The following is a 17,352-nucleotide window of genomic DNA, read 5'->3' on the forward strand; positions in this document are numbered from 1 at the left end:
AAATCATTATTCTACATAAAAAAACCTAACAAAAGATAAAAAACGCCCATTTTATTTCTCCAAAATTCGCTTTAAATCTCCCTTAGCAAAATCCTTTAAATTTTCATAAGGCACTTCGAAAAAATCTAAATTGCGTCCCGCTTCGCTAAGTAAATAACGCAAATTAATATAAAGTCCTTTCTTCTTAAAAACGACCTCTTGCTCTAAAATATTAAATTCAAATTCATCTTTGCCAAAATAATCTCTCTTATCCCAATCCGCCCATTCTTCTTTATTTTTAGTCAAATATTCTTTTAAAATTTTATTAATAAAAGCTCTAAATTTAGGACTATCCTCAACAACATCACTTAAAAGATAAGTTTTAAGCTCCATAGTCTTAGTATCTAAAGAAAAGCCACTTGTATAAAAACTAGGATGTGCCGCACCGCTGTAAGAATAATCGACAAAATTCTCAAAAAAAATCTTATCTTGTGTGATTTTTGTAATCTTTAAATTTTGGCTGATTTCATTTCCGCAACAATTTGATTCTTTATTTTCCAAAAAATGTCTTTTATCTTGCAAAAGTTTATTAAAAGCTTCTTTTGGAGAGCTAGAATTTAAGTCTTTATTTAAATTTTCATTTTCTAAATTTCCTAAAATGAACTTTTCATCTGGGATAAAAAAAAGAGTGTTTTTATAAAAATTAATAGCTTTATTTTCTTTACCCCCATAGCTACTAGTAAAAGAATAATTGCCCTCGGCATATATTTTTTCAATACTACAAATTTTCCCTAGACACAAATTTCTTTGCCTCTCTTTAAATTCTACCAAATGATAGTTCCCATCTTTAAACTCAAAGCCATATTTTAAAACGCTATCCTCTGCCCTAAGCATTAAAAACGCAAATGCCAATAAAATAAATCGTTTCATTTGACCCTCTCTTTAACAATTTTTTCTCTCACATCAAAATAAATTTCGCTCTTTGCCATAAGCTCATAAGTGCCACTACTCAAGCTCTCTACGATAATAATAGGCGAAAGGTGATACGCCCCAAAAATTTTCTGTCTCAAAGAAATTTCTTTAGCAACGCTTAAAGGACGCTTTAAAAAATCCTCGTAATTCTTAAATTTAGCTCCACATTTTGCATTAAAATACTCAAAATCCCAAAAACAAAGCTCATCTTTAACACTCTTAAATTCGCCTCTTAAGTCCTCATTGATACGAAATTTACTCAAAGCATTTTTAAAATGTGAGTAGAATAAAATATGACTTTTAATGACCCTTTTATCCCTTTTTAAAAGTCCATTTAAAAGACGATAATTTAAAAATTTCTCACGCTCAAGTGAGAATTTAATCCCCTTTTTTTCTAAAGCTTGCACCTTTTTATAAAGCCTTATTTTATCCTCAATGCTAGCGGGTAGAATTTGCCTATTTAAAGGGCTTGCAAGCTCGTCAATAAAGGGCTTATTTTGCTTTTGTTTTGAAAGTGCGTAAAGACAACCGCAATAATTTTGATGATAAAGCATAGCCTCTTTAGCAAGGGCAAACTGCCTTTGTGTGCCGCCATTTTTGCGAAAATCAGGGGCTAAAAATTCTATCCCATAAGGCTCACATTCTTTTTGTAAAGCATTTTTAAGCTGCTCTAGATCCTTTTTAGGACTTGTTAAAAGAGTGGTTGTGAGTTTTTTCTCTCCCATTTTTTTCGCAAATTCCACGCTCCCACCTATTCTAAAATCAAAGCAAATTTCACACCTAGCACCCTTTTCTGGCTCATCTTCATAGCCTTTTACCGCACTAAGCCATTTTTCATACTCATACTCACCCTTATAAAGCTTTATGCCTAGCTTTTCGCAACTTCTTTTCACATCTAAAAAACGCAATTCATATTCACTATAAGGATGGATGTTAGGGTCGTAAAAAAAGCCTATGATTTTTTCACTAGGATAAGTTTTTTGAAGCTCTTGTATGAAATAATGACTATCCACACTACAACAAATATGAACAAGCATTAAAGACTCTCAAGCACTTTTAAAGCGTGGTCTTTCACACGCACTGGGCTATAAATTTGAGTGATTTTGCCCTCTTCATCGATGATGAAAGTTGAACGGATTAAACCCTCATATTCTTTACCATAATTTTTCTTTAAACCCCACGCTCCATAAGCTTTACAAACTTCCTTATTTTCATCACTTAATAGGGTTTGGTTTAGATGATATTTTTGAATAAATTTTTCGTGGCTTTTGATACTATCAGGACTTATACCTAAAATGACAGCATTTTTAGTATGAAATTTCTCATAAAGCGTAGAGAAATCGCAAGATTCACTCGTGCAGCCTGGCGTATTATCCTTAGGATAAAAATATAAAATAACCTTTTTTCCAATAAAATCTTTTAAAGCAATTTTAACGCCGTCCTGATTTAAAAGCTCGAAATTTGGAGCAAAATCTCCTATTTTTAAAGCTTTCATTGTTGCATCCTTTTTTTAATGCTCTCCACACTCTCCCCACCAAAGCCTATATCATAAGGTTCAACATCTTCTATCATCACAACGATTCTTTCTTTAGCTTTATGATATTTCGTGCTTAAAAGCTCACTTACATCGGCGATTAGCTCGGCTTTTTGCTCTTTACTTAAAGCAGGTTTTGCAAGTTTAATATTAACAATAGGCATTTTTACTCCTTTAATTTTAAGATAAATTTTAACGCTAATTTTAAAACGCTTTTTAAATTTAACTCAAAAAAATTTTCATCTTTAAATAATGATAATGCTTATTAAAAAATTTATTAAATTATAAGTTTTTAAAAAATACAATACGCTTTTAATTTTTAAAATGAAATTATTTATCATTATTTATTAAGGAGATAAGATGCGAAAAATTTTCAAAGTTGCATTATTTTTAATGCTCATTTCTTCTTTTAGCTTTTCTAAAGAACTTATTGTCAAAGATGTTTTAGATAGAGAAGTTAAGCTTAACTTACCTCTTAAACGCATAGCTTTAGGCTTTTACTATACAGATTTTTTAGCTGTTGGAGGGACAAAGTCTTTAGATAAAGTTGTCGGTTTTTCTAAAGCAGTATGGACGGATTGGACGCCTGCTAGTTGGGAAGTTTATAAAAAAGCTTTACCGAAATTAGACACGCTTGCTGATTTTGGAGAGGTTGAAGTAGGGACCTTTTCTGTGGAAAAAGTTCTTTCTTTAAAGCCTGATTTGCTTATCTTAGCGGCGTGGCAATATCAAGTTTTAGAATTTGACTTAGAACCTATCATGGAAGCGAATATTCCCATCGTTGTGCTAGATTATAATAGGGAAAAAGTCGAACTTCACGCCAAAAGCACAGAGCTTTTAGGAGTGATTACAGGAGAAGAAAAAAGAGCTGAAGAACTTGTGAAATTTTACAAAAATACCGCTCAAGAAGTTGCTAGCAGGATAGAAAAGGCTCAACTTCCTAAGCCCAAAATTTACATAGAATTTGGCAATAAAGGTCCAAATGAAACAGGCTTTACCTACGGAAAGGATATGTGGGGAAGCCTCATTGATTTAGCAGGCGGTGATAATATCGCGGCTCCTTTTGTCAAACAATGGGCGCCTATTAATCCTGAGCAAGTGATCGTTTCTAAGCCTGATGTGATTATGATAGCAGGAAGAGAAACAGAGCTTAAGAAAAATAAAGAGGCTATGGTAATGGGCTTTAATATCGAAGAAAAAGAAGCTTTGAGAAGATTAGAAGCGTATAAAAATAGACCGGGTTGGAGTGCATTACCTGCCATAAAGGACAATAGACTTTACGGACTTTATATGGGTGCTTCAAGGACTTTAGCTGATGCTGCAATGATCCAATACATCGCCAAAGCTTTGTATCCAAGCTTGTTTGAGGACATTGACCCAATTCAAACCTATATCAATTTTCACAAAAACTATCTCCCGGTTATACCTGAAGGGACTTTTGGGGTACAAGCAAAATGAAAGTTTTATTTTATTTTCTAAGCTTAATAGTATGTCTTAACGCTAAAGAAGTAGCGATTAAAGATGTTTTAGATAGAGAAGTTAGGGTGGATTTACCCGCAAAACGCATTGTTTTAGGATTTTATTACACTGACTTTTTAGCAGTAGGTGGAATTGAAGCTTTCGATAAGGTTGTTGGTTTTGTAAAGGATGGTTGGGCTGTGTATGCCAAAAATAGTTATGAATTTTATGCTCAATTTATCCCTCGTATTAAAAATTTAGCCGATGTAGGCGACCCTCAATTTGGAACCTTTTCTGTAGAAAAAGTACTCGCTTTAAAGCCTGATTTACTCATTTTAGCAGCGTGGCAATATGAAGTGATTCAAGAAGATTTAGCCACTTTTGAAAAGCATAATATCCCTGTTGTTGTGATTGATTACAATCAAGAAAGTGTCGCTAGACATAGTCTTAGCACAGAAATTTTGGGACAAATTTTAGAACAGGAAGCAAGGGCTTTGGAATTAGTTAATTTTTATAAAAGCAAAATCAATGTCGTGCAAGAGAGGATAAAATCAGCCACACTACCTAAACCAAAAATTTACATAGAATTTGGCAATAAAGGTCCGCAAGAAAATAGCTTTACCTTTGGCGATGATATGTGGGGAGCTTTGATTGACTTAGCAGGAGGTGAAAATATTGCTAAAAATTTGGTGAAAAAATGGGGCGTGATTAATCCTGAACTCGTCTTAGCGGCTAATCCTGATGTTATCATCATTACAGGTAGAGAAAGTGATTTGGAAAAAAACAAAGAAGCTATGGTTATGGGCTTTAATATTGAAGAAAATGAGGCTTTAAAAAGACTTGAAGGGTTTAAATTTAGAAAAGGATATGAGAATTTAAATGCCATCATCCATCACAAACTCTTCGGTGCTTATCACAGAGCAAGCACTACTTTAGCCGATGTAGCTATGGTAGAATTTATAGCTAAAACTCTCTATCCTAGCCTTTTTGAAGACATTGACCCTTTAAAAACTTATTTGGATTTTCATCAAAAATTTCTTCTGGCTAAACCTCAAGGCACTTTTATGATTAAGGCAAAAAATGCAAAATAAAATTGTAGCCACGCTCAAAGCACATCGAAAAAGAGAATTAAAAAGATTTTATATCATCATAAGTTTTTTAATGATTGCTTTCATCTCTTTGATTTTTGACATCGCCACAGGTCCCTCACTACTCGCCCCTAAAGAAGTTTTAAGCGCACTTTTATCGCCTTTTACTTCAAAAGAGGTTGATTTAACAACCTTAAGCATAGTCTATGATTTAAGACTTCCTATGGCTTTGATGGCTTTAGTTGTTGGGGCGGCTCTTGGCATTGGTGGGGCTGAAATTCAAACCCTACTTAACAATCCTATGGCAAGCCCCTACACTCTAGGACTTGCAGCAGCTAGTGGCTTTGGAGCGTCTTTGGTGATAGCCTTTGGAAGTTTTGGCTTACCCCTCATCACGGCTGTTCCCATAGGAGCATTTTTGATGACGATGTTAGCCGCTTCCGTACTTTTTGGCTTTGCAAGTTTTAAGAGATTTGACTCAGCTATGCTTGTTTTGGTTGGAATTTCCTTACTTTTTTTATTTCAATCTTTCCTATCTTTAGTGCAGTATCTCTCCGCCCCTGAAATTTCACAACAAATTCTTTTTTGGCTTTTTGGCTCTTTACTAAAGTCAAATTGGACAAATCTACCCATAGTCAGCATAGTAACTCTTGTTTGCGTTTTACTTTTACTTCGCGATTCTTGGGCTTTAACGGCACTTAAATTAGGCGAGGCAAGGGCTAAAAGTATGGGGATTAATCTCAATTTTCTACGCTTTAAAACTCTTGTTTTGGTTTCCATTATGACAGCGACTGCTATTTCTTTTGTGGGCGTTATAGGCTTTATAGGGCTTGTTTCGCCACACATAGCAAGGATGTTGGTGGGAGAAGATCAAAGATTTTTCCTACCTAGTGCTATGTTTGTAGGGGCGGCATTTTTATCCTTGGCTTCTGTGTTATCAAAGGTGATTATACCGGGGGCTTTATTTCCCGTTGGTATCATCACTTCTTTAATAGGTGTGCCTTTCTTTTTTTGGATTATTTTTTCAAGGAAAAATTATGCTAAAGCTTGAAAATTTTAGCGTGCATCGTAAAAATTTATGCGTTGTCGATCAAATCAATTTAAAACTTGAAAAAGGTAAAATTTATGCTATCTTAGGCGCAAATGGAGCGGGTAAATCTTCGCTTTTAGGAGCTATTTTTGGAGAATTTGCAAGTTCTGGTCAGGTGAAATTTGATGATAAGAATTTAAACAAAAAGCTTATAGGCTATATGCCTCAAGATAATTACATAGACGCTAATTTAAGCGCACTTGAAGTTGTTTTACTAGGGCTTATAGATCAACTTGGAATGTATTTAAGCAATATGCAAATCAAAAAAGCCGCAAAACTTATGGAAGAACTTGGCATTTTACACCTAGCAGAGAGGGATATTAGCACACTTTCAGGCGGTCAAAGACAAATGGTTAATTTTGCTTCCGTGCTTTTGAAGGAACCGCAAATTTTACTGCTTGATGAGCCTGTTTCGGCTTTAGATTTACATCATCAATGCGTTTTATTAGAAAATGTCAAAAAACACACAAAAGAGCAAAATTTGCTAACCCTTGTGATTTTACACGATTTATCTTTAGCTTCGCAATTTGCCGATGAGCTTATTATCTTACATCAAGCAAAAATTAAGGCTAAAGATAAACCTGAAAATGTATTAAATAAGGACTTGTTAAAGGAGGTGTATCGCATTGATGCGGATATTTTTTATTGTGAGCGGGGTTTGCCTTGTGTTTTGGCTAAATCTGCCGCCAAAGAATTGAAAGGAAAAGAAAATGAAAATTTTAATTAAAACAGCGATTTTAGGGCTTTTAATGATGAGTTTAGAGGCAAAAAACTATGAAGTAAAAATGCTTGATCTTGATAGCAAAAATCAAACGATGATTTTTGAGCCAGCCGTCCTACACATAGAAGTGGGCGATAGCGTAACTTTCGTCCCAACTCACAAAAGCCACTGGGCTAAAAGCGTGATAGTGCCTAAGGGTGCTAGCAAATTTGAAAGCAAGCTTGATGAAAAAGCGACTTTTACATTTGAAAAAGAGGGTGTTTATCTTTATGAGTGCCCACCACATAGAATGATGAATATGCTAGGTTTCATACAAGTTGGCAAAGCAGAGAATTTAGAGCAAATCAAAAACGCCGTGCCTAAGCTTGAAAAAAGAGCAATGATGAATCAAGGACGCCTTGAAGCTTATGTTAAAGAGCTAAAATAATGCTTATCATCGCCACTTGCAAAGCTTATAAAGAGGGCAATGAAGCATTAAAAAAACTAAAAGCAAAATTAGAAAATTTACATTATCAATGCGAGTTAAAAGCTTGGCAAGAAATAAGAGTGCGTCATTTAGCTCCAAACACCCTCATTTTGCCCCTTGCTGTGTGGGATTATAGCTTAGAATATGCGAATTTTTTACACTTTTTAAACGAACTTGAAAGAGCAAAAATTTCCATCTTAAATCCTAGCGAAATTTTAAAGATGAACGCTGATAAAAGCTATCTTAAGATCTTAGAAGAAGCGAATTTACCTATCATTGATAGCATTATTTTTAAACAAAATGAAGAATTTGATCTTAGCTTAATTCCTTTTCAAAAAGCCGTGATTAAACCTTTAGTTGGGCAAAGTGGGTATAAAGTGCGATTTTTAGAGCAAAAAATACCCACTAAAGAAGAATTTCCCCACGGAGCATTAATTCAGCCTTTTATAGAAAGTGTGGAGGAGCTGGGAGAGTTTTGCTTTATCTTTTTTGGTGGAAAATTTAATTATGCGATTCACAGACAAACGCAAAAAGACTGGAGAGCAAATTCAAATTACGGCGTCAAAATAGCTCCACTTAAAAACCCTAGCAAAGCTCACATTGACCTAGCTCTAAAGGCACTCAAAGCTCTTAAAAGCTCAAATTTGCTTTATGCTAGAGTGGATTTATTGCCGCAAAAAAATGGCAATGTTTTGATTAATGAAGTTGAATTAATAGAGCCTAGCTTGTATTTTGACTTTCACGAAAACGCCCTTGAAATATTTATAAAAAATTTACTTCATTTTTATCAAAAAACTAATTGTTAGCCTATTTTTGCTACAATCACGCTTTTATTTTAAATGAAAAGAGGTAAAGATGATACACGCAGAAAAAATTTGGCTTGATGGAAAACTTGTTGATTTTAAAGATGCAACTTTGCATTTTCTAACCCATTCTTTACATTATGGCAATGCTGTATTTGAGGGGACTAGAGCTTATAAAACGCAAAATGGCTTGGCGATTTTTAGACTAGAAGAGCATACGAAAAGATTGCTTGAAAGTGCAAAAATTACGCTTTTAAATTGTCCTTTCTCACAAAAAGAACTTGAAAATGCCCAAATTGAACTCTTAAAAGCAAATGCTTTTAAAGAAAACACTTACATACGCCCTTTAATTTTCTTAGGTGATGGGGTAATGGGGCTTTACCATATGAAAGCGCCTGTAAGAGTGGGGATAGCCGCTTGGGAATGGGGGGCTTATCTTGGCGAGGAGGGGCTTGAAAAAGGGATTAAAGTAAAAATTTCTTCTTTTGCTAGAAATAGTGTTAAATCTTGTATGGGTAAGGCTAAGGCAAGTGCAAATTATCTCAATTCTCAAATTGCTAAATTTGAAGCCATAGAAGCAGGATATGAAGAAGCCTTAATGCTTGATGAAGAAGGTTTTGTGGCTGAGGGGACTGGAGAGTGCTTTTTCATCGTTAAAAACGGCGTTATCATCACACCTCCAAATGATTTTTCGCTCAAAAGCATAACGCAAGACACAGTGCTTAAAATCGCCCACGACTTAGGGATTGATGTGCTTAGACAAAGAATTTCACGCGATGAAGTTTATACGGCTGATGAGGCATTTTTCACAGGCACAGCCGCAGAAATCACACCTATAAACAATATCGATGCGAGAATTATAGGCAATGGCTCAAGAGGAATTATCACAAAGGCTCTTCAAGATGCCTATTTTGACATAGTTTATGGGCGTAATCAAAAATACGCCTCAATGCTAACTTACATTTAAAGGAAAGAAATGCCAGCAGATTTAAATGATTATTTTAATAAAAAAAATGGAAATTCAAACGGCGGAAACAATCATCGCCAAAATTTTAATTTTAAAGCTCCAGAATTTAATTTTAAAGGCTTTGGTAAATTTGCACCTGTGATTTACACGCTTATTATTATTGCTTTGATTTTAATTGTCGCAAAACCTTTTGTCATCATAAATTCCGGCGAAATGGGCATTAAAGCCCGCACTGGTCAATATGATCCCAATCCCCTTGAGCCCGGACTTCACTTTTTCCTACCTTTCATTGATAGAGTGATTGTTGTGGATACGAGGGTAAGGCAGATTAATTACGCTTCTTTGGAAGGAACAAACGAAAATTTGGGTATTGGCACGGGCGTGATTAATAAAAATAGCATTTCTGTGCTTGACTCGCGTGGTTTGCCCGTGTCTATTGATGTAACAGTGCAATATCAATTAAATCCTATTCAAGTGCCTCAAACCATAGCTGTTTGGAGCTTAAACTGGGAAAATAAAATCATCGACCCTGTTGTGCGTGATGTTGTGCGAAGTGTCGTAGGACGCTACACGGCTGAAGAATTACCAACCAATCGTAACGCCATAGCCACGCAAATCGAAGAGGGCATAAGAAAAACCATCATAGCCCAGCCAAATGAACCTGTCGAGCTTAGAGCTGTGCAACTTAGAGAAATCATACTCCCAGCCAAAGTTAAGGAGCAAATTGAACGCGTGCAAATCGCCAAGCAAGAAGCCGAAAGAACAAAATACGAAGTCGAAAGAGCTAACCAAGAAGCCCTTAAAAAGGCTGCACTAGCAGAGGGTGAAGCAAATGCGACTATCATCAGTGCTAAGGGTAAGGCAACGGCTGTAAAGATAGAAGCGGACGCACAAGCTTATTCTAATAAAGAAATCGCTCAAAGTCTTAACACGCCTTTACTTAACTTAAAACAAATCGAAACGCAAAAGGCTTTCAATGAAGCCCTAAAGGTCAATCAAGATGCAAAAATTTTCCTAACGCCTGGCGGTGCAGTGCCTAATATCTGGGTCGATACTAAGGATGCTAAAAAGCAAACTGCAGTTAGCCCAAACTAGGAAAATTAAGTGGAAAACATAAAAGAATGGATTCTTTTTTATACTAGCCATTTTTATTTAGCAGATTTTATGCTAATTTTGCTAGTATTTTTGTTTTTCACTTGCATTTTATTTTTGTGTATTTTTCTAAGCCATAAACCCATCATAGCTCTGTTTATCATAGCTTTAGACATTATTGCTTCATTTTTGATTTATATTTATGGTTATCGCTTTATCGATTTTGAATTAAGAAGTAGAATTACAACCATACAAAATCAAAGAATCATACAAAGCTCAGGTGCTTTTATAGTCGATTTTAACATCACAAACGCCTCTAAATTTAATTTTAAAGACTGTAAAGTTACTGCCAAGCTTTATCAAAATCCAAACGAAAATGACAATTTCATTTCAAGCTTTAAAAAACAATTTATTGCCTTTAGACAAAAAAGCAAAAATTTTGATAATTTAGAAAAAGGTAGCACCCAGTTTCAAAGAATAGCCTTTGACAATTTTGACAAAGAAGGCAATTATACCCTTCGTTTAAGTTCGGAGTGTTTTTAATGCAATTTACTTTTTTTCATATCCTTGCCTTTGTGCTTTTATTCATTTGTTTTATTTTAATTTGCGTTTTAATCTTTCTCAAATTTAAACAAAAAGAAATCGCCCTTATTCTTTATAGTATTAACACCATATTTATGGCGATTTTAATTTACTCCGTTTTAGTAACCATTAGCGAATTTACCACACAAGCTTCACTTTCTAAGCTCACTTATACTAGAGATTTAAGGCACGAAAGCCTCATTGTAAGTGGCAGAGTGCAAAACCTTACAAAATACGACATTAGAAAATGTTATCTTCATTTAAGCATTACAAACAAAAAAGCAGTCGGCGGTGAAGTGTTTGCGAGTGAAAATCTCAAAAATGCTACAATGAAAAATACAAGCGCAACCTACACCATAGAAATAGCCAATAAACTCCCGGGTAACACCTATAAAGAATTCAGTGCCAAAGTCCCCTTTCCACCGAGCTTTGATAATGCTGAATTTTACTATATCCTAAAATGTATCTAGCGTGAAAATCTTAAATTTTTTCTATGAAAATCATCCTAAATTTGAAGCAAATTATGAAAGAAAATTAAAACTTTATCCTGCAAATATTCTTTTAAAAGGTGCGAAAAATAGCGGTAAAAAACGCCTTATTTTGAATTTTTTCTCTTCTTTTAAAAGTGAAGAGGTGCTATTTATCGACCTTGAAGATGTGCGTTTTGAAAAAGAAAGTCTTAAAAATTTAACATCCTTTTTAAAGCAAAATCCGCAAATTCAAATTCTCTGCCTTTATAATGCTCCCACTAATTTAAACTTTCAAAGTCCCATAAATACCATAGTTTGCACTCATAATAATTTGTTAAATTTAAAGGGCTTTAAGGAGCTTTATTTAAATTTTTGTGATTTTGAAGAATTTATTAGCATTAGTAAAAAAAATCTTCCAATACAACAGCTCTTAGGGCTTTTTCTACAAAACGGACAAAAAGAAAATGATAAAATCTCCCCAAAAGAATTTAGTCTTTTAGAGCTTGAAATTTTAAAATACTTGGCTCTTAATTTAGGCAAAGAAATCAGCATAAACCAACTTTTTTTAAACCTTAAAACAAAAATCAAAACCTCAAAAGATAGCGTTTATAAAAGCATAAAAGATTTAGAAAATCGCTTCATCATTACAAATTTAACACACGGAGAAAAAAAGCTTTTTAAAATTTATTTTAAAGATTTTAGTCTAAGAAATGCCCTTTGCATACAAAAAAATTTTAACGCCCTTTTTGAAAATATGCTCCTATGCGAGCTTTTTAAATGCCAAAAAAAGCTTTTTTATAATAAATTTTTCCACTTTTACACCACGCATCACGCCTACATCTCAAGTCCAACCCTAGACATAGACCTCATTAAGCTAAGGGCTAAAAAAATTCTACCAAAAGCCCTTGAATTAGGTATTTTCCACATAGTTTTCATCACACTTTCAAGCGAAGAAAGTTTTTTTGAACAAGGCGTTAAATTTGAAATTTTACCATTTGATAAGTGGGCTTTGAGTCTTTAAGTCATACTCCATAAGTTTATATTTTTGTATCACTTGAGTTACCATTTTAATATAGCTCCCACCAAGCTCAGAATAAGAGTGAAGGCTTTTAGCTGCTTCGATTCCACTAAATTCCTTACCCTCTTTAGCAAATTCGTAGCGTTTTTGGCGAAAATTCTCATAAGCAAAATGACGATTTAAATTAAGCACATAAGAATCCACGCTTTCTTCTAAACTATCAAAAATGCGAATTTTATGCTTAGAATTTGGCGCTCTATTTTCAGGCACTATGCCTTTTTCTCCCCAAGTCCATTCGCCAAAAAGATTATTTGCTTTTCTTGCAAAACGACTTGTCGCGGTCGCACTTTCAATTAAAGCTTGTGCCATTGCTAAAGATTTAGGCACTAGACGCATTTTTTTATCATATTCTTCCCAAGAAAAAAGATTTTTAACGCGGTATTTTTCCCTTAAATTTGCAAGTTTGATTAAACCCTCGCTCTCTCTAAAGCCGTTTTTAGCACCATTTTCTAAAAAAAACTTTACAAAAGCCCTTTCCTTAGCCACCTTAGCAAAGGAGCGATCTAAAAGCTTGTCCATTTTCGCAAAAAAAACAGCCCTTCTTTCTTCATTTGAAAGCTTATAATAACTTTCGTCAAAACCAGCAAAGGCTAGAGAAAATAGGCTAAGAAAAATAATAATTCGCTTCAAAACAACACTTCACCTTACCCTTAAAATAAATTTTTTCATCTTTTAACCTAAAACTAAGCTGCTCCCCGCTTTTTGGCACGATTTTAACCTTATCCTTAAGTTTTTTTTGCAAATATGCTAGATAAAAACAAGCCGCCATCCCCGTCCCACACGCTAAAGTTTCATCTTCAACTCCACGCTCAAAGGTTCGCACTTTTATTAATTTATCATCGATAATTTGTGCGAAATTCACATTGGCATTATATTTTTTTCTTAAAATTTGACAGGTTTTTTTGTCAAATTCCTCGATATTTTCGCAAAAATGCACCAAATGCGGCACTCCCGTATCGCAATGCTGCCACACCCTCCCCCCAAATTCAAAAGGCTCTTTAACAGCTCTTGCCTCCCCTAAAACTACCTCAACCCCACTTTTTTTCACACTCGCTTCAATCACTCCTGCTTCGCTTAAAAAACGCATTTTAGAATTGACTCCATTGATATGATAAGCAAAATGTGCCGCCGCTCTTGAGCCATTACCACACATCGCCGCTCTTGAGCCGTCCTTATTGTAAAATTCCCATTCAAAATCGTATTTTTCGTGAGGTAAAATCACTATCATACCATCAGCACCCACGCCCTCGTAACGATTACACAAAATGCGCGCCAACTCGCTTCTGTTTGCTTTTTTGTCAGCATTGAAAATCACAAAATCGTTCCCACTAGCACAATATTTGAAAAACTTCACCCCTGCTCCTTTAAGCTTTTGATAAATTTAACACAATTTTGCCTAAATTCTTCATAAGAGCCGATATTTTGTATTACAAAATCCGCCATTTCACGCTTTTTTTCTATATCCATTTGCGATTTTATTCTTCTTAATGCTTCATCTTTATCTAACCCATCTCTTTGCATTAATCTTTGCAAACTCACATTTTTAGGTGCATAAATCAGCACACTTTTGCCTAAATTTTGATAAAAATCACTTTCAAAAAAAAGCGGAACTTCTACAAAAAAAATGCGTCCTTTTTGCTCTAAAATTTGCATTTTTCTTAAAAGCTCTTCGCGTATTTTAGGATGCATAAAATTTTCTAATTTTTCTTTAGCCTTTTTATCCTTAAAAATTAAATTTGCAAGGGCTTTTTTATCTATTTTGCCCTCTTTATCCAAATTTAGCAAAAACATCTCAGCTAAAACAGCAGCATTTTTTTGTGTAATTTCATTTGCGATCAAGTCCGCACTTAAACTTTCAAAGCCTAGCTCATTTGCTATTTTTATAAAAGAACTTTTCCCACAAGCTATGCTCGCACTCACAAAATACGCATTTTTCATTTTATACCTTGTCGAAACTTTTTTTGACTAAAATACCCTTTAAATTCTTAAAGGTAAATAAATGATTTCATACGAAGATGCTGGAGTAAGTATAGATAATGGCAATGCCTTTGTAGAGGCGATTAAGCCTCTTGTAAAAGAGACTTTTAACCAAAATGTCATCGGTGGCATAGGCTCATTTGCAGGGGCTTTTAGACTGCCAAGCGGCTATGAAAAGCCTGTGATTTTAGGAGCGACTGATGGGGTTGGCACTAAACTTCGTCTAGCCATCGATGCAAAACGCTACGATACCATAGGGCAGGATTTAGTGGCGATGTGCGTAAATGATTTGATTTGTAATTTTGCTACGCCTTTATTTTTTCTTGATTATTACGCTACGGCAAAACTTGAAGTAGAGGTCGCAAAAGCTGTGGTTGAGGGCATAGCTAAGGGTTGTAAGATGGCAAATTGCGCATTAATTGGCGGTGAAACCGCTGAAATGCCCGGAATGTATGCAAAAGATGATTTTGACTTAGCGGGCTTTGCGGTAGGTATAGCCGAAGAAGAGGAGCTTGAGCGAAGCCCTTATGTTAAAAATGGCGACTTGCTTTTAGCACTACCTAGCTCGGGGCTTCATTCTAACGGCTATTCTTTAGCGAGAAAAGTGCTTTTTGAAAGCCTTAAAATGAAATTTGACGATAAAATTGAAGGGCGAAATTTAATTGACATTTTACTAGAACCTACACGCATTTATGTGAAAGATTTTTTAGCTCTAAAGCCCCATATTAATGCTTTAGCACACATTACAGGTGGGGGTTTAGTAGAGAATTTACCACGCGTTTTACCCAGAGGCTTAGGTGCTGTGATAAGAAAACATCATCTAAAAACCCCTGAAATTTTCTATCACATCGGCGAAAGGGTCGAAGAAAGTGAAATGTATAGAAGCTTTAATATGGGCGTTGGCTTAGTGCTTGTCGTAAGTCCTAGCAATGCCTCTAAGGTGCTTGAAAGCACAGATGCCTTTATTATAGGCGAAGTTGTGATTAATGAGGGCGTAGTTTTAGAGTGAGACGCATAGTTTTTCATCAAAACGGCTTTGGCGATTTGCTCGTATGCTTCAAAGCTCTTTATGCCATAAAATGCCTTTATCCAAAGGATAAACTCATCTTAGCACAAAAGGGCTTTAGCGATGAAAACTTTCTTAAAAATATCCCTTTCATTGATGAAATTTATACGGGGGGGGTAAGGATTTTGAAAATTTAAAAAGCGATATTTTTATCACCAATATAAGAAATTCACATTTTTTCAAAACACTGCACAAATTTCAATTTAAACGCATTATCGCCCAGCCTCATTTTAATAGTCTTTTTCGTTTTGATACTCCCTTGCCTTATTTTAGAAAAAAACTACATATGAGCGAAATCGCCCTAAAACTTGTCAAAACTATCAATCCTAAACATTACAATGCAAATTTTTCTAAAATCGATTTTAAAGAAGTTAAAAATTTGCTTCCTAGCGACGAAACTTTAAGTAAGGAATTTTTTAGTCGATGTAAAAAATTTTCTAAAATCATCGCCGTTAATGTTTTTGGTAATCAAACTGAAAACATAGGCTTTAATCCCCTGCCAAGAACTTGGCTTAATCTAAGTCAAAATTTAGCCAAAGAACACCCTGAAATTTTGTTTGTTTTGGTCAATTTCACACATAATGCTTTGCAATTCAATCTCAAAGAAAAAGACAATTTAAAAGTTTTTATTAATAGTGACAGCATAGCCTCACTCATAGGCTTTTGTAAAAAGCTTGATGGACTTATCTCTGTGGATACTGGCATAGTGCATATTTGCGACATTTTACAAATTCCAAGCCTCATTTTTATCCCAAAACATACTTTTTATAGGTTTAGTGGTGGAAGTTACGGCGGAATGTGCGATAAATTTAGTCAAGAAAATGGCTATCAAAAAAATTATGCTAAGATTATGCAAAACTTTTATAAAAAAGCAAATCACTTTACCACAAGGATCAAAAATGAAAATGCTATCTAAAATGGCACTAGTTGCTATGATTTCACTTACGGGGGTTAGTGCTATGGACTGCACAGCTGTTTATGGAGAGGGAAAAGAGCAAATCAAACTCGCCACTGGAAGTCCGGGTGAGCTTGGACTTTTAGAAGAACTTGCCAAAGCTTTCAATGCTAAAAATAACAGCTCACTTTGCTGGATAAAAGCAGGAAGCGGGGCAACTCTAAAACTCCTAAAAGAAAAGCAAATCGACATCGCTATGGTGCATACACCAAAAGCAGAAAAAGAAGCCATAAAAGAGGGTTGGGCGGCTAATAGAACCCTCATAGGCTCAAATGAATTTTATATCCTAGGTCCAAAAGACGACCCAGCTAACATTAAAAACGCAAAAAGTGCTAAAGAAGCTTATAGCAAAATCGCACAAAAACAAGCACTTTTTTACACTAGAGCGGATAATTCTGGCACACACAAGAAAGAAATGAGCATTTGGAAAAGTGCGAACATCGAGCCTAATGGAAAATGGTATGTTAAAAATCAAGACTTTATGCTAGCCACTTTAAAAAAGGCAGATGCGACAAAGGGCTATTTTATGAGCGATTCTAGCACCTACAAACTAGCTAAAAATGAGCTAAAAAATTTAGACATTCTTTACTCTGGTGATAAGGTTTTGATTAATACCTATGTCGCTATGACAACGGAAAAACCCTCAAAACTAGCCCTTGAATTTGTGAAATTCTTAAGCTCAAAAGAGGGACAAGACATCATTACAAACTATGGAAAAGAAAAATATAAAGAAAATTTGTATGAAAATGCCGCTTACGCAAAGCAGTATTTTGAGTAAAAGGAGCTTTTGCTCCTACTTATATCTAAAAGTGATACGCCCTTTATCAAGACTATAAGGAGTCAACTCGACCTTAACCCTATCTCCTGGCATAATGCGGATATAGTGCATACGCATCTTACCTGCTATGTGGCATAAAATTATATGTTTATTATCAAGTTCGACCTTAAAATTTGCATTAGGTAAAGCTTCAATTACATTTCCATCAATTTCTATGACATCATCTTTTGCCAAAATTTATCCTTTATAAGTCAATTTAAAGCCGTCATTTTAACA

General features: G+C 34.9%; 23 protein-coding genes. 15 read left to right on the forward strand and 8 right to left on the reverse strand.

Annotated features, from left to right (window positions below; all coding sequences use genetic code 11):
- Positions 1-51: 51 nt before the first annotated feature.
- The 4 genes from NYG92_RS06355 to NYG92_RS06370 are packed head-to-tail and all read right to left on the reverse strand — an operon-like array spanning position 52 to position 2,649.
- Positions 52-909, reverse strand: coding sequence for a hypothetical protein (locus NYG92_RS06355; protein ID WP_289233863.1), 858 nt, complete (start codon positions 907-909; stop codon positions 52-54).
- Positions 906-1,988 carry an epoxyqueuosine reductase QueH gene (locus NYG92_RS06360; protein WP_289233864.1) on the reverse strand — a complete coding sequence of 361 codons (1,083 nt, stop codon included), beginning with the start codon at positions 1,986-1,988 and terminating at the stop codon, positions 906-908. The genes NYG92_RS06355 and NYG92_RS06360 overlap by 4 nt, the downstream gene beginning before the upstream one ends.
- Positions 1,988-2,446 carry a thioredoxin-dependent thiol peroxidase gene (bcp, locus tag NYG92_RS06365; RefSeq protein WP_220726258.1) on the reverse strand — a complete coding sequence of 153 codons (459 nt, stop codon included), beginning with the start codon at positions 2,444-2,446 and terminating at the stop codon, positions 1,988-1,990. The genes NYG92_RS06360 and bcp overlap by 1 nt, the downstream gene beginning before the upstream one ends.
- Positions 2,443-2,649 carry a tautomerase family protein gene (locus tag NYG92_RS06370; RefSeq protein WP_004276739.1) on the reverse strand — a complete coding sequence of 69 codons (207 nt, stop codon included), beginning with the start codon at positions 2,647-2,649 and terminating at the stop codon, positions 2,443-2,445. Before NYG92_RS06370 ends, bcp begins: the two co-directional genes overlap by 4 nt.
- Positions 2,650-2,845: 196 nt before the next feature.
- Between NYG92_RS06370 and NYG92_RS06375 the strand changes: the two genes are divergently transcribed.
- From NYG92_RS06375 to NYG92_RS06425, 11 genes are read left to right on the forward strand one after another with little or no spacing between them, the layout of a single operon-like run.
- Positions 2,846-3,943 carry an ABC transporter substrate-binding protein gene (locus NYG92_RS06375; RefSeq protein ID WP_289233865.1) on the forward strand — a complete coding sequence of 366 codons (1,098 nt, stop codon included), beginning with the start codon at positions 2,846-2,848 and terminating at the stop codon, positions 3,941-3,943.
- Positions 3,940-5,034: an ABC transporter substrate-binding protein gene (locus tag NYG92_RS06380; RefSeq protein ID WP_289233866.1), complete on the forward strand. Its 1,095-nt coding sequence runs from the start codon at positions 3,940-3,942 to the stop codon at positions 5,032-5,034. Before NYG92_RS06375 ends, NYG92_RS06380 begins: the two co-directional genes overlap by 4 nt.
- On the forward strand, positions 5,024-6,082 hold the full coding sequence (locus tag NYG92_RS06385; protein ID WP_027304467.1) for a FecCD family ABC transporter permease: 1,059 nt from the start codon (positions 5,024-5,026) through the stop codon (positions 6,080-6,082). Before NYG92_RS06380 ends, NYG92_RS06385 begins: the two co-directional genes overlap by 11 nt.
- Entirely contained in the window at positions 6,069-6,848 is a 780-nt protein-coding gene (locus NYG92_RS06390; protein WP_027304466.1) for an ABC transporter ATP-binding protein, read from the forward strand. Before NYG92_RS06385 ends, NYG92_RS06390 begins: the two co-directional genes overlap by 14 nt.
- Complete coding sequence (locus NYG92_RS06395; RefSeq protein WP_034956056.1) at positions 6,832-7,269, forward strand: pseudoazurin; 438 nt, start codon at positions 6,832-6,834, stop codon at positions 7,267-7,269. Before NYG92_RS06390 ends, NYG92_RS06395 begins: the two co-directional genes overlap by 17 nt.
- The gene (locus NYG92_RS06400) at positions 7,269-8,114 is read left to right on the forward strand and encodes an ATP-grasp domain-containing protein (protein ID WP_289233867.1); all 846 of its coding nucleotides are present in this window, start codon (positions 7,269-7,271) and stop codon (positions 8,112-8,114) included. The genes NYG92_RS06395 and NYG92_RS06400 overlap by 1 nt, the downstream gene beginning before the upstream one ends.
- Before the next feature lie 49 nt (positions 8,115-8,163).
- Positions 8,164-9,078, forward strand: coding sequence for a branched-chain-amino-acid transaminase (gene ilvE / locus NYG92_RS06405; RefSeq protein ID WP_289233868.1), 915 nt, complete (start codon positions 8,164-8,166; stop codon positions 9,076-9,078).
- A 9-nt stretch (positions 9,079-9,087) separates the two neighbouring features.
- Positions 9,088-10,173 carry a prohibitin family protein gene (locus tag NYG92_RS06410; RefSeq protein WP_027304462.1) on the forward strand — a complete coding sequence of 362 codons (1,086 nt, stop codon included), beginning with the start codon at positions 9,088-9,090 and terminating at the stop codon, positions 10,171-10,173.
- A gap of 9 nt (positions 10,174-10,182) precedes the next feature.
- On the forward strand, positions 10,183-10,713 hold the full coding sequence (locus NYG92_RS06415; protein WP_289233869.1) for a DUF2393 family protein: 531 nt from the start codon (positions 10,183-10,185) through the stop codon (positions 10,711-10,713).
- Positions 10,713-11,222 carry a DUF2393 family protein gene (locus NYG92_RS06420; protein ID WP_270966505.1) on the forward strand — a complete coding sequence of 170 codons (510 nt, stop codon included), beginning with the start codon at positions 10,713-10,715 and terminating at the stop codon, positions 11,220-11,222. The genes NYG92_RS06415 and NYG92_RS06420 overlap by 1 nt, the downstream gene beginning before the upstream one ends.
- A gap of 1 nt (position 11,223) precedes the next feature.
- The gene (locus tag NYG92_RS06425; protein ID WP_289233870.1) at positions 11,224-12,243 is read left to right on the forward strand and encodes an ATP-binding protein; all 1,020 of its coding nucleotides are present in this window, start codon (positions 11,224-11,226) and stop codon (positions 12,241-12,243) included.
- Here NYG92_RS06425 and NYG92_RS06430 read toward each other — a convergent pair.
- Genes NYG92_RS06430 through coaE form a run of 3 tightly spaced genes read right to left on the reverse strand, consistent with a single transcriptional unit; the run spans position 12,211 to position 14,238 of the window.
- Positions 12,211-12,930 (reverse strand): glucosaminidase domain-containing protein, encoded by a 720-nt coding sequence (locus tag NYG92_RS06430; RefSeq protein ID WP_289233871.1) that lies wholly within the window; start codon positions 12,928-12,930, stop codon positions 12,211-12,213. The two genes, NYG92_RS06425 and NYG92_RS06430, sit on opposite strands and share 33 nt — an antisense overlap.
- Positions 12,905-13,654, reverse strand: a complete 750-nt coding sequence (gene dapF, locus NYG92_RS06435) for a diaminopimelate epimerase (RefSeq protein WP_289233872.1) — start codon at positions 13,652-13,654, stop codon at positions 12,905-12,907. Before dapF ends, NYG92_RS06430 begins: the two co-directional genes overlap by 26 nt.
- Entirely contained in the window at positions 13,651-14,238 is a 588-nt protein-coding gene (gene coaE / locus NYG92_RS06440; protein ID WP_289233873.1) for a dephospho-CoA kinase, read from the reverse strand. Before coaE ends, dapF begins: the two co-directional genes overlap by 4 nt.
- Positions 14,239-14,299: 61 nt before the next feature.
- Here coaE and purM point away from each other — a divergent pair, with 61 nt between their 5' ends.
- The 4 genes from purM to NYG92_RS06460 all read left to right on the forward strand — a co-directional run bounded on the left by purM (position 14,300) and on the right by NYG92_RS06460 (position 17,076).
- Positions 14,300-15,286, forward strand: a complete 987-nt coding sequence (purM, locus tag NYG92_RS06445) for a phosphoribosylformylglycinamidine cyclo-ligase (protein ID WP_289233874.1) — start codon at positions 14,300-14,302, stop codon at positions 15,284-15,286.
- A complete protein-coding gene (locus tag NYG92_RS06450; RefSeq protein WP_289233875.1) occupies positions 15,283-15,480 on the forward strand; it encodes a hypothetical protein in 198 nt (65 codons plus the stop codon). The genes purM and NYG92_RS06450 overlap by 4 nt, the downstream gene beginning before the upstream one ends.
- 149 nt (positions 15,481-15,629) lie before the next feature.
- Positions 15,630-16,259 (forward strand): glycosyltransferase family protein, encoded by a 630-nt coding sequence (locus NYG92_RS06455; protein WP_289233876.1) that lies wholly within the window; start codon positions 15,630-15,632, stop codon positions 16,257-16,259.
- Complete coding sequence (locus NYG92_RS06460) at positions 16,243-17,076, forward strand: ABC transporter substrate-binding protein (protein WP_289233877.1); 834 nt, start codon at positions 16,243-16,245, stop codon at positions 17,074-17,076. The genes NYG92_RS06455 and NYG92_RS06460 overlap by 17 nt, the downstream gene beginning before the upstream one ends.
- 15 nt (positions 17,077-17,091) lie before the next feature.
- Here the strand turns inward: NYG92_RS06460 and infA are convergent, their stop codons facing one another.
- The gene (infA, locus tag NYG92_RS06465) at positions 17,092-17,310 is read right to left on the reverse strand and encodes a translation initiation factor IF-1 (protein ID WP_004275892.1); all 219 of its coding nucleotides are present in this window, start codon (positions 17,308-17,310) and stop codon (positions 17,092-17,094) included.
- Positions 17,311-17,352: the final 42 nt, after the last annotated feature.

The sequence above is a fragment of the Campylobacter felis genome, assembly GCF_030250085.1.
Taxonomy (GTDB): domain Bacteria; phylum Campylobacterota; class Campylobacteria; order Campylobacterales; family Campylobacteraceae; genus Campylobacter_D; species Campylobacter_D upsaliensis.